Annotated in this window: 9 protein-coding genes; all 9 read left to right on the forward strand. The window is 37.4% G+C overall.

Features of this window, described 5'->3' with window-relative positions; translation table 11 throughout:
• The first annotated feature begins 101 nt into the window (after window positions 1-101).
• Window positions 102-551, forward strand: a complete 450-nt coding sequence (locus tag H6G68_RS21505) for a hypothetical protein (RefSeq protein WP_242045354.1) — start codon at window positions 102-104, stop codon at window positions 549-551.
• Between the two features lie 311 nt (window positions 552-862).
• Window positions 863-1,201 carry a hypothetical protein gene (locus H6G68_RS21510; RefSeq protein ID WP_190908465.1) on the forward strand — a complete coding sequence of 113 codons (339 nt, stop codon included), beginning with the start codon at window positions 863-865 and terminating at the stop codon, window positions 1,199-1,201.
• A 147-nt stretch (window positions 1,202-1,348) separates the two neighbouring features.
• Entirely contained in the window at window positions 1,349-4,222 is a 2,874-nt protein-coding gene (locus H6G68_RS21515) for a hypothetical protein (protein ID WP_190908466.1), read from the forward strand.
• Between the two features lie 564 nt (window positions 4,223-4,786).
• Window positions 4,787-5,545 (forward strand): hypothetical protein, encoded by a 759-nt coding sequence (locus tag H6G68_RS21520; protein WP_190908467.1) that lies wholly within the window; start codon window positions 4,787-4,789, stop codon window positions 5,543-5,545.
• Between the two features lie 334 nt (window positions 5,546-5,879).
• A complete protein-coding gene (locus tag H6G68_RS21525; protein WP_190908468.1) occupies window positions 5,880-7,022 on the forward strand; it encodes a hypothetical protein in 1,143 nt (380 codons plus the stop codon).
• Window positions 7,023-7,061: 39 nt separating this feature from the next.
• A complete protein-coding gene (locus H6G68_RS21530; protein ID WP_190908469.1) occupies window positions 7,062-7,844 on the forward strand; it encodes a hypothetical protein in 783 nt (260 codons plus the stop codon).
• Window positions 7,845-8,410: 566 nt separating this feature from the next.
• On the forward strand, window positions 8,411-10,120 hold the full coding sequence (locus H6G68_RS21535; RefSeq protein WP_190908470.1) for a TrbI/VirB10 family protein: 1,710 nt from the start codon (window positions 8,411-8,413) through the stop codon (window positions 10,118-10,120).
• Between the two features lie 42 nt (window positions 10,121-10,162).
• The gene (locus tag H6G68_RS21540) at window positions 10,163-10,996 is read left to right on the forward strand and encodes a hypothetical protein (RefSeq protein ID WP_190908471.1); all 834 of its coding nucleotides are present in this window, start codon (window positions 10,163-10,165) and stop codon (window positions 10,994-10,996) included.
• Between the two features lie 13 nt (window positions 10,997-11,009).
• Entirely contained in the window at window positions 11,010-12,296 is a 1,287-nt protein-coding gene (locus tag H6G68_RS21545) for a hypothetical protein (RefSeq protein WP_190908472.1), read from the forward strand.
• Window positions 12,297-12,444 lie beyond the last annotated feature (148 nt).

A 12,444-nucleotide genomic window follows, 5' to 3' on the forward strand; every position in this document is an offset into this window, starting at 1 on the left:
GGCATCTCTAACGCTTATTTTAGCGTACCAGCCAGCTACCTTTGCATTGGGGCATCTCACTTTTAAAAGCAGTGGCAGTAACACTTTAGCTATTTCCGGAGATGTCTATTAATCACCTGCTGATGTCTGTTTTAATCTTGCTGACTGCCATCATCGCAGCATTTCCCAAATTAGCAAATAAATTGCTGACCAAATTTGAAAAATTGCAACGCCGTTGGGGGATCAACTTTTATGCCATTTTAGTTGGCATTATCTGTATAATTTTAACTTTTGATTTCACCACAACATCAGCTAATGCCCAATTTTTTAATGGCGCACAAACATGGATGACAGGAGCTTTTGCAGGTATTCCTGCCACTGCTGTTACACTATTTTTTAATGTTCTAAGAGCATTGTTTTTGTTGTATCTTGGTATTTCACTGGTGAGAATTGTCAATGCTGCCAGAAATGATGAAGATTGGCAGAATTTAGCGAGAACTCCTTTAATCATCAGTGTTACTATTGTAGTTGGGGATATTCTCACTGGTTTGATTACTGGTAATGCGGCTTAAATAGCTCAGAGAAAGAGGGGTTGAACTCTTTCTTAAAGAGTAGCTTTTAGAGATTTACAGCAGATTTCAGATAAGTGAGGTACAGAATCTAAGTTAAAAGCCAGACAATAAGACAGTTTTAATTTTGACTCCTGATCCTTGAATTTTTCTGCATAACGAGCGCTCGTTTCTCAACAACTTCTATCACTCTTGGATAAATTAACTATTTTTCGACAATACAACGGACAAAATTTCAGCTTTTCTCTCAGTCTGATAATAGCAGTTTAGGTTAAATTTACATCTTCAAAAACCTCAGATAACTAATAGAGATAATGAAGCGCAAAGAATTTAGAACAGTCAATCGAATTTTGGGGGAACAGCCGAGAATTGGATTATTTCCAGCAGATCAAGTTTTTCCTTGGACAGCTATTGCACTGATTACATACTTAATCTGCAAACAAAGTCTTCAAGCTTCTTGGTTAGTGACTGGATTAGTTATCGCTTGGGGGTGGGGAACTTGGTGGACTCTTACCAGTAATAAAACCTGGTTATCAAAGTTTCTCACAGTACCCAGAGTTACTAGAGGATATAAACGCTTTTATTCCCTGATTCAAGAACCAAAAATACTAACATCAACAGCAAAACAGATGGTCGTGCCAAATTCCAAATAGTGCTAACCATAGGTTAGGTAAAAAATCAAAAGTCGTTGCTCCCGATGCGGGGTAAGTTAGAATCTGAAACTATCGAAATTTCGAGGCTTGCATCCTTTTTAAATTGGTCAAAGTCAGAAAAAACTACATTATTTGAGTACCGAAATCATGACAATAAATTCTTCAGCGAAAGGGAAAATATCTAAAGATAAGGTAGGAAATAAAAATATCTCTGCCCAAGAGATTTCTGTAGCCAAACGCCTGACTCCTTTTGAAGACTTAACCCATATTGGAGCGATCGCTAGTATTTCCATCACCGGCAGAAAAGATGTTGGTGCGATTATCCTCAAGCGTAAAGACGATATCCAAATTAAATTCTGCTTTGATTGCCAAGGTATCCACTCCTCACTGCCAGAAAGTCAAATTTTACCAATTTTTGCAGGTATAGAAGCAGGACTGAAAGAAATACCTTATGGTGAAACTTTAACCTTTCATCTGGGTTCATTTACCGATGACCATAACCGTCAACAGGAACTAAAAGCATTAGAAGAAAATTGTCGCAGTAATGAACTGATGCTATTAATTCGGTCAGAAAGGTTACGAATTAGAGATTTAACAAATCAAGGCAGTCGCAAAAACAAATTTTTGAGAATTTACTGTACCTACACTGTTGCTGAAAATATTGAAACAGCGGACTTTGTAGAGAAATTCATTCTCCAAGCTAAAGAAAGTTGGCATAAATTTACTGGACAAATTCACGAAGTGCGACATCAACGTATTGAATCAATTCTCAAAAATAGCTTTACATCTGGCTTTCAGCTATGGGAACAAACCCTGAATAATAAAATGGGGTTGAATATCAAACCCTTGGGTTCTCAGGAACTGTGGGGAGTAATTTGGGGACAATTTAATACCAGCAACCCTCCAAATATTCCGCACTTGCTGACTTTGGATGATGATGGATTGCGGGAAGAACAAAACAGCGACTTCCATATCCGTCACTTAATTTTAGAAAGAGAAGCATCAGTTCCTTTTTTGGATAGAGCTTGGGTAAATTTACAAGACCATTATATTGGTGCATTAACATTCACAGAAAAACCGATTGGTTGGGTGGATGAATATACTCAATTGCGTTATTTGTGGGAACTAATTGCTAGAGATAAGGTTTCTGATACAGAAATCATTTGTCAACTGACGAGAGCTAACGAGGGGTTAGCTAAAACCGCACTACAACGTCTGACTAAACAATCTATCGTTTCCTCTGCCATGTCTGCTGATAAAAACAGCGTGGATGTAAAAGCCAATTTGAACATGGAAGAAGCGATCGCTGCACAAGAAACTATTTATAAAGGTGCAGTGCCAATTAATACCGCAGTAGTCTTTCTAGTACACCGTCCTTCACGTCAAAAACTAGATGAAGCTTGTCGTTATGTTTCTAGCTGTTTTCTCCGTCCGGCTGTTGTGGTGCGAGAAATGGAATATGCCTGGAAAGTATGGTTACAATGTTTACCAATTGTTTGGCAAAACTTGCTGACTAAACCATTTAATCGCCGGTTGCCTTATTTTAGCAGTGAAGTCCCCGGACTAATGCCAGTAATAAAAACTGCAACTGGAGATAGAACAGGGTTTGAATTAATTGCTGATGAGGGTGGTACTCCTATTCATTTAGATTTATACAACCACCACAAGAATTTAGCAGTATTTGGAACAACTCGTGCAGGTAAATCAGTGTTGGTGGCTGGTTTACTCACCCCGGCTTTAGCTCAGGATATTCCTGTCGTTGCTCTTGATTATCCCAAGCCAGATGGTAGTAGCACTTTTACTGATTATACTAATTTTATGGGGGAAGATGGGGCATATTTTGATATTAGTCGTGAGACAAATAACCTGTTTGAATTACCAGATTTGAGGAGGTTAGAAGTAGAGTTAAGAAAAGAGCGATTAACAGATTTTAAGGATTTCCTTAAATCCACAATCATTACAATGGTGATAGGGACTAATTCTGTTGGTGTTGATGCCACAATGGTGAGTAATATTGAAAGTATTATCACTTTAGCAATTGAAACTTTCTTTGCTGATGATGACATCAAGTTACGTTATAAATTTGCATTAGAAAAAGGTTTGGGGACGGAAGAATGGAATGATACACCGACACTCAATGACTTCTATAAGTATTGCTCTCCTGGTTATATTAAACTAGATTCAATTGCCAGTAATAGTGAGGAGCAATTAAAAGCACTAGACCAAATTAGGCTACGATTAAAATTTTGGCTCAATAGTAGAGTTGGTCAATCTATTAGCAAACCTTCCAGTTTTCGTACTGATGCTAAATTATTAGTATTTGCATTGCGTTCTTTGTCTTCTGAAGCAGATGCAGCTATTTTATCATTAAGTGCTTATGCTGCGGCTTTGCGTCGCGCTCTGAGTTCTAAGGCTTCAATTTTCTTTTTAGATGAAGCACCAATTTTGTTTCAATTTGAGGCAATTGCCGAACTAATTGGCAGATTATGTGCTAATGGTGCTAAAGCTGGAATTCGTGTAATTTTATCAGCACAAGAGCCAGATACTATCTATCAAAGTAAATCATCTGCCAAAATCTTTGCTAACCTGACAACTCGGCTGATTGGTCGGATTCAAAGTAGTGCGATAGAGTCATTTATCAAATATTTTCAATATCCAACAGAGATTATTTCTCGTAATAGTACAGAGTCATTCTTTCCCAAGAAGGAAAGTATTTATTCACAATGGCTATTAGATGATAATGGGAAATTTACATTCTGCCGTTATTATCCTGCTTATTGCCTTTTAGCTGCTGTTGCTAATAATCCCCAAGAGCAGGAACTCAGAACATTATATCTTAGGAAATACCAAGATGATCCTATTACGGGAATAGTCAGGTTTTCTGAAGTGTACATCAAATTGCTTAGAGGTGAAGAACTTACTGAGGAGGCTAATGAAATTTTAGAACAGGTGAAACTGAAATCAAAACAAATTCATATTTCAGAAACTAAGTCTGATAAACCATTGAAAATAGTAGCATAAGAAAAATCTATGCCTCATAAAGAAATGGTATAGGACTTACGCACAAGTCAATTAGGAACGTATCCCTTACGGGAGTCGATAGCTTGCGTGGGGACGCAGGAGCCATAGACATACCACGGAGGCACAGAGGACACGGAGAAATTAGGGTTTAATACCAAATTAATATGAAGCTGCATAGAACGAAATACCAAGAATAATTGAACGCAGATAAACACAGATAAAAATGGGACAATCAATGGATTTCAGAATTCTGTTCAGCCTCACCTAAAATTGGTATATAGCTTTTCTCAGTCTAGTGGGTTACATCTCTTTTTATCTCTTTCTGTTCCCTCCCCATGACTTATGTCAACTTACGTCACGTTACGCTATCACTGATAAGTTCTCAATTCAAATAGGATTGCTATATAAGAATGTGATCGTAATAATTACTCTACTTTAAAAACCATCTTTCGTTATTTTTGGTGTTGTGAATTATGCTACTACAATTTTTTAATTATTAAAACACAAGGTCTAATATTCTGGGCATATCATTCATTTATTGAATTACTCAACAGGTGAAATATCATGAAAAGTAACAAGAAAAAGTTAATTTCAACTGCCATTACATCAGGTTTTATATTAGCAGCAATAACTTTACCAAAAGATGCCTTTGCAATTGACTTGGGAGGACAACTTGACAACTTCTTCAATCAAACATTTGGATACATAAACGGCTATTTTAACGAGGTAGCGAATCAACTCAAGGAAGAAGTAGATAAAAGTTGGGGAAATCTCCAAAAAGATGCTCAAGCAGCAATTGAAGAATCTAAGGGAAATATGGGGATACCAGACCCTACAGCAGCTAGTCAAAAATTAGCTGATAAGTTGCAAGAAAAAGGAGGGATAGCAGCAGAAAGTAGCACTGTTATTGGTGCGGTGGAAGCCGGGAAACAACTAGAAAGAGATAGCACCCGCGCTACAGTAGCTAGTGTTTTAGGGAAAGAAGGACAGCAACGAACTCAATCGGAAATTGATGCTACCAACAAAACTGTTGAAGAAGCACAGCAGTTAGCAGAAGATGCTCAAAATATGGATGCTTCACAAGATGTCCTCAAAGCGATCGCTGCTCAAAATGCTCAAATTGTCTCGATGTTAGGACAGGTACGTACTGATGGTTTACAAGCACGACATGATGCCCAACAAACTAACCTCATGCTCAATCAAATTGCTGAAAGTCAATCAGAACAAAATCGAGCGAGAAGAGTTTTATCTACTGGTATGACTAGTCAATATTTAGAGTTAACTGGTTGGAGTAGATTAGACCCTGCTTATGTCAATAAGTAGGTTGAAAATGAAAAAGTTTTCTAGCTAATAGAGAATAGTTCTAGAGTGACAGGACTGACGCAAAAATCCTCCAAAACTCTTATTCCTCTGTGTACTCTGCGTCCTCTGCGGTTTGATATTCCGTGATTCGTGCGTAAGTCCTAAGTGATTAACTCTCAATACGGTGCAGTTAACTAAAAATCCCAACGGTGCAGTTAACTAAAAATCCCAATTTTTGAAATCATGAAAAATTGATTATTACATTCCTTTGTTGAGAACAATGTCAATTATTAACCTTATCCAAACCGTATTGGATTAACTCTTTTTTCCCTTTTATTCTACCAGGAATAACATTATGCTTGGTCAAACAATACTAGCAGCAAATAACTTCGGTGCAGGAGATTTAATCGAAAATGCGTCTGCTGGTGCCAGCTTGGTAGCAGAAGGTTTTAATGATCTATGGCAACAAACTCTTACAGGTGGACTATATGCTTCACTGTGTAAAGTTGGAGTATTATTTGCAGTTGCTACCCTCACATTATTCATGGTGCAATGGGGTAAGCAAATGATTAATGACGAAGAACAAAGAGCATTTAGTGAATTAATCTGGCCTTTAATTGTCACTGTTCTTCTTGCTAATAATGGTTCTCTACTAGCGAATAGCACTTTGGCATTGAGGGAATATATTAACAGTGTCAATAACTATATATTAGAGTACACCGCAGCCGATGCTGATTTGAGAGCCGCTTACCAACAAGCATTAGGACAAGCAGCATTAGAAACGGCAGTAGGTAATGCTATTCAAGAATGTCGTTCTTCTCAATTATCAAATGAAGAAGAAATACAGTGTCTCAAACAAGCAAAAGCCGATTTAGAAGCTAAATTTCCTGACACTTTTAAAGATGCAGAAGGTGGTAGCTATTTGGGAGCAGCAGGTAGTTGGGTAACTCAAGGTTTGGACAAAATCAACCAAGCAGCTTCGGAAGCTGAAGGTGATGGTTTAGTGGGAAGTATTACCAGCAAATTGTCTGCGGCTTCTAGTGCGGCAATTGGTGCAGTTGTTACCACTTTTATTACCAGTTTATTATTAGCACTAAATAATGCTTACCAATGGGGGTTGGAACTAGCATTACTTTTAACTGCATTAATTGCTCCTTTAGCAGTTGGAGGTTCTTTAATGCCAATTGGTAATAAAGCAATTTTTGCTTGGTTAACAGGGTTTTTTACTGTTGGTCTTGCTAAACTTTCTTTCAATATTATTTTAGGTTTAGCTGGACAGTTAGTTGCTACAGCCAAAGCTAGTCAACCGATGATTTTTTTGGCATTTATTGGTTTAGTTGCTCCATTTTTAGCCACAGGAATTGCTGCTGGAGGTGGTCTAGCAGTGCTAACTCAGCTTAATAATGGCGCTCAATGGTTGGCTAGTGGTGCTATATCAGCAGGTAATATTGCTCTTTCTGCCAGTGTGTCCCGAATTACAGCCATGATTCGCAAATAAAAAGTTTATCAATCAGAACTTTATCAATTTTGAGAAATTATGCTAAATCACACTAAATCCAAAGTTCCTAAAAGGGAAGCATTACAGTTTCTAAGTTCTGGGCAATCGGTATCTAATCCCATTGCTATTGTTGCTATCATCTCGCTAATTTTTAGTTCTTTATCCTTCTTATTACAAATGCTCAATTATGGTGCAACTTCAACTTTAGCTCGTAAGGAACCACCATCTTTAGTCCAGATTGCTGATGGAAATACAATCAATGTGAAAGCACTCGAACCTGATGACCGTTCAGCAGAAGTGATTAAAAAATTTGTGGTTGATACGTTGGTAAAAATGTTCAATTGGGATGGATTAATCAAATCAACTAAAAATGGAGAAATTATTACTCAACAAGATAATGGCACTGCTATAAAAGTTACAAAAGGGACTGCAAGAGTTATGACAAAAGCTTGGGAAGCTGCTTTTGCATTAAGTGAAGAACAAGACTTTCGAGCCAGTTTTCTCAAAAGATTAGCAGAACTCACACCACCAAGTGTCTTTCAAGGTGGTTTACAAAGTTCTTTAGTTCCAAGATATGTTAGTGAACCACGCAAGATAGGTAAAGGAAAATGGCAAGTAGATGTGATTGCTACTTTGGTGACTTTTAGTAAGGAGGATAATGCTGGTAATGGAATAGCTTTTAACAAAACTGTGACAGTTCAAGTAATACAAACTCCTCAAAAACCTCCAGAAACTACAGAGATTGCTCAGAAAATTTATTCAGTTCGCAAGTCAGGTTTAGAAATTATTGAAATCACGGATTTGAATTTAGGAAAGAACTAAGAGAATACGGTTCAATCAAGGTAAATTACAGCAGATTTCGCTTTTTTGAGGTACAAGCTTAAATAATGAAACTCTTGTGGTGTGGGCATCTTGACGGCTAGAAATGTAACTCATAACACCGGGAAGTGCTGTATCTGTTTAGATAAGCAGAAGGAGAGAAAGAGATTATTTGAACTCAGGACTTACGCACGAGCCACGGAATATCGTATCCCTTACGGGAGTCGGTAGCTTGCGTGGCGACGCAGGAGCCATAGGCATACCACAGAGGACGCAGAGAACACAGAGGAATAGGAGTTTGGGAGAATTTTGCGTAAGTCCTAGAACTGTATTAATACCAAATTAATGTGAGGCTCCACAGAATCATGAAATTCATTGAATATTTCATCTTTATCTGTGTTTATCTGCGTTTATCTGCGGTCAATTATTCTTGATATTTTATTCTATGCAGCTTCATATTAATTTGGTGTGAGAACTGAGAAATTAATCTCATCCAACAGATATTTACTTTATTGATACATAAAAATCAAGAATTCTGGTTGTTTACTGTAAATACAATAGGGATATTTATGAAAACGAATTTAGAAAACAGAACTGAATCTAATAAGATAGATGACTTACTCAATTTCGCTGAAGATAACGCTGAAAATAATCTTGCTGGTACTGAGAATCAAAATATTATTACTGAATCAGATGTGGAATTAGCAGATGAATTGGAATTAGTAGAAACACAACATTCACTTGTAAATTCTCCCTGGTCACGAACAATAGTAGTTGGGGGAGGATTTGGATTAGGATTTCTGCTAATTTTTATGCTCCTCAATCCCATGATGAATGGCAAGATAACTAAGAAAGAAGCAACACCAGAAGTTGCTACTACCTCTCCTCCTGAAGAAGAAGTTCCCAAAAAAGATGGTGATATTTATGCCAAATTAGCATTACAAAAACAAGCTGAAGAACTGGAAGCATTCAAAGAACAAAATAGAATTAGACAAGAATCACCAGTTGAAAAACAAGATAAACAGACAGTTGAAAAACTGCCTAGAACTAAAACTATTCCTAATAAATCTGTTAACAGGGAAACATCGTCAACAGTCACTAGAGAACAACAACCTAGAAGACCGATGAGAATGGAAAGACCTGTTAGAGAAGTGCCAATGGCACGCTCTTCACCCCCAGTACAAACTGTTGCAACTTCAACGATTTTACCCAAACAACAAACCACTTTTAAATCTTCTACAAAACCTTCAGATCCATTAGCAGAATTAGCAAATTTACGTTCTCTAGGTTCTGGTGGTCAAATTTATTATGCAGCAGCAATCACGACCGAAAAACAGGAGGTAGCAAGCACTCAAACTCGAAATATTAGCACATCTGATTATACTCCCAGGCGTAGGTCAAGTTATAATCGTAATTCTCAACTAGAACCACTAGAAACAGTTACTACCAATAACTCATCATCAGATTTAGATAGCACTGTTGATAATAATAATGGGGGAATTGAAGAACTAAAAGCCAAGTGGACTCCGGTAATTAGTGAGAAGACTTTAACTAAAAGTGATAAGGTAACTAATTTCAGTGATAGCAAGAATTATTACCCAGAAGAAGCAGCTATTATTGAGGGCAGAGAAGAACAGTATTTAAGAGTAGGAGAATACACTACTGGCATATTAGAAACACCCGTCGTTTGGTCGGCAAATGTTAATTCTAATAATTCTCACATTCAAACTAAGTTTGTTGTGAAACTCACTCAACCTTTAATGAGCAATATTGGGAAAGAAGCAATTCCTGCTAATACACTTTTGAGTGCAGAAATTCAAGGAGTTGATTCCTCTGGCAGAGTTACTGCTGTAGTTACTGCCATTCTCAAAGATGGCACTGAATATACATTACGACCAGGAACAATTGTCATACAAGGTCAAGGGGGAGAACCTTTAATTGCTAATCAGTATCGGGACAAAGGTAAAGAGATTTTAAGCTTGGATGCAGGACTAGGTTTAATCTCAGGACTGGCCAAGGTGGGGGAGGTAGTTAATCAACCTGATATTCAAAGTAGCATTTCTCAATCCAATGGTGGGTTTAGCAGCATCCAAACCAGTAGAAGTGGCGATCGCTCTTTATTAGGTGCTTTTGCTCAAGGAGCGTTTGGTACAGTTTCCAAGCAGGTAGAGGAACGCAATCAAAAAGCGATCGCAGAAATTATGAAACGACCCAACATTTGGTTTATCCGCCAAAATACCCAAATTACTGTTCAAGTAAATCGCTCTTTGCGACTTTAAACTACCGAATACACATTGGTGAAGGTCTCTTGGAGGGCGAAAATGAACAAGTTTTTCTGGTTATCTCTAGCTATCACAACGTCTTGCTTGGTCAATATTCCATCTCAGGCACTACCGACACCAAGAACACAATCAACTAATACCAAAAGTTCTGTACGTATTATTTCCAGAAGCAAGGCCACCGGCACTCAAGCACAACTGCAAACTGTAGAGGTATGGCCGGGACATGGTGTATCCATCTCGTTTTATGAGACTGGTGAGGTTATTCAACGAGTGTGGTTAGATGATCCTTCCCGCATCCTCATGGATGTAGATGGTTGCTTGCAAGGCTTGTCTGATAGGTCTAATTGTAAAGACTCAGGAGCCGGTTTAATTCACCTCAGACAAATTAACCCGGTTAATATTCCCGGAATGCCTACAGCTAAAAACGGCGCACACTTGACGGTGATCACGCAATCTTCAGCAGGAACGCGCCAAGTTTACAACTTTCGGGTGCTAACAAGCAAAGGCAGTCCACGCTACAGTACCATCTCTATCACTCCTGATGTCACTCGCAAAGAATCACCACCAGCAGATTCTATAATTGTTAAAACTATTACTAAGGGATTACAGGTAGCAGCAGCAAAACGGTGGATAACTCCTAGTAATCCTTTATGGCAGAAACTTCAACAACTAATTCAAGAGTTACAGTCAGGTAAAAATTTGACCAATGCTGCTGAAAGTGTCAAAGTTTCTCCTCAGCTAATTGAGCGTTTATTGCAATTAGGATCTGAATCAACTGCTCCTAATCACGTTCCTAATCAAATTCCTAATCAAAAAGCTAAACCTACAATTCAGAGAAATCAAGATTTTTCAGACGATTCTTCTAGTAATTAATTAAGGTATAAATATGCTGCTAAATCGTCATAATCAAAATAATCAACAACCTGTTGAAAGTACAAAAACTAACCAATTAAATTTCAATTACCATATCAAATACTGGATGTTTTTAGGTTTATGTACAAGTTTATTATTGCATGGCTTAATATCCTTTCGCCATCATAATTTACTTGGTTATATTTTGGGAGTTCAGCCAGCAACAGCAGCTTCAGTGCCAAAAGCTAACATTATCCCTAGCAAATATATAAATAATGCACCAGTTCCTGATTGGCAAAGTATTACATTTAAATCCTTTGTTTTCTCTAATCCTGGCAGTGTTGAACTTCCCAATGTTGAATTTCCTGGATATAAATCAATCAGAAGTTGGCAAGCGGGACAAAGCTTAGATGAAGTGATGGAATTGGGAGATTTTGAAAATGTATTTAATTTAGAAAAATTTAGTTTACAAACAATTGGTCAACTGAGTGGTATTTCTCTGGTAAATATTAAATTATCAGATTTTGATACTGTTAAATGGCAAACTGTGCCTGAATTAACTAAAGCCATTCCCAGTTTAGTTAATGAATATGTAGAAAATGTACCACCCATTAAAGATTTAATCAAAAAGATATTGGGTGTTGCGAATATTAATGGACAAACAATAGGAAAAATTATTAATGATTACCCAAAGCTCAAAGATATAGAGTTAGGAGAAATTGATTTATCAGATTATAATCTGACTTCCATTCCTGGGATAGAAAAAACTGCTTTAAAACAATTTAGTAATTGGCAGAATACTAGCATATCAAAAATCCCTGGACTAAATCAGGTAACATTCACTAATTTTCCTAATGCACCTGTACCGCAAGGAAGTATTGTTGGTAAATTAGATTTGCCATTAAAGGAAGTAGAATCAAACCGACAACGTTCGATTAGTGGTAGTGACCAAGTTGGATTTAATGTTCCATGTACTAACAACTGCGCTCACATAGAATTATCAGGTGCAGGTGGAATCACAGGTAGTCAATGGATGAGTGGTAAATTTCAACAAGTAAAGGGTGGTTTTGGGATATTAGGCAATCTTAATGGTGGAAAAGAACCGACAGGAAGGCATCCTTTTGGCAAGGGTTTTAAACAAGCTGTGTGGGATATTAATGAAGGTGATGGAACTGCATCAACTGCTATTTTCTTCCGCATTTGTCGGCGAGGAGGTTGGTTTGATTTAGGTTGTTCACCTTATTTCATTGGTCCGTTTCCTTTTTTCATATATCAAGAAAAATCACCTATATTTCTTGGTACTCCTTTAACAATTCCCTAGATAATTTAATGTTTTTTGAAGTTGCATTTTAGTGGAGATAGGATATTATGTGTAATGAGAGTTTGTATATGGTGCTGATATCACAATTCTATCTAATTTGTGTTTTTAGAGGATGCGTGAAAAAGCATAAATAGATTTTTTATTTCAT

The organism is Anabaena catenula FACHB-362 (genome assembly GCF_014698735.1).
Taxonomy (GTDB): domain Bacteria; phylum Cyanobacteriota; class Cyanobacteriia; order Cyanobacteriales; family Nostocaceae; genus Anabaena; species Anabaena variabilis_A.

Coding starts and splice junctions, on each gene's coding strand:
- H6G68_RS21505 (WP_242045354.1), top strand. CDS start 102: ATGTCTATTAATCACCTGCTGATGTCTGTTTTAATCTTGCTGACTGCC.
- H6G68_RS21510 (WP_190908465.1), top strand. CDS start 863: ATGAAGCGCAAAGAATTTAGAACAGTCAATCGAATTTTGGGGGAACAG.
- H6G68_RS21515 (WP_190908466.1), top strand. CDS start 1,349: ATGACAATAAATTCTTCAGCGAAAGGGAAAATATCTAAAGATAAGGTA.
- H6G68_RS21520 (WP_190908467.1), top strand. CDS start 4,787: ATGAAAAGTAACAAGAAAAAGTTAATTTCAACTGCCATTACATCAGGT.
- H6G68_RS21525 (WP_190908468.1), top strand. CDS start 5,880: ATGCTTGGTCAAACAATACTAGCAGCAAATAACTTCGGTGCAGGAGAT.
- H6G68_RS21530 (WP_190908469.1), top strand. CDS start 7,062: ATGCTAAATCACACTAAATCCAAAGTTCCTAAAAGGGAAGCATTACAG.
- H6G68_RS21535 (WP_190908470.1), top strand. CDS start 8,411: ATGAAAACGAATTTAGAAAACAGAACTGAATCTAATAAGATAGATGAC.
- H6G68_RS21540 (WP_190908471.1), top strand. CDS start 10,163: ATGAACAAGTTTTTCTGGTTATCTCTAGCTATCACAACGTCTTGCTTG.
- H6G68_RS21545 (WP_190908472.1), top strand. CDS start 11,010: ATGCTGCTAAATCGTCATAATCAAAATAATCAACAACCTGTTGAAAGT.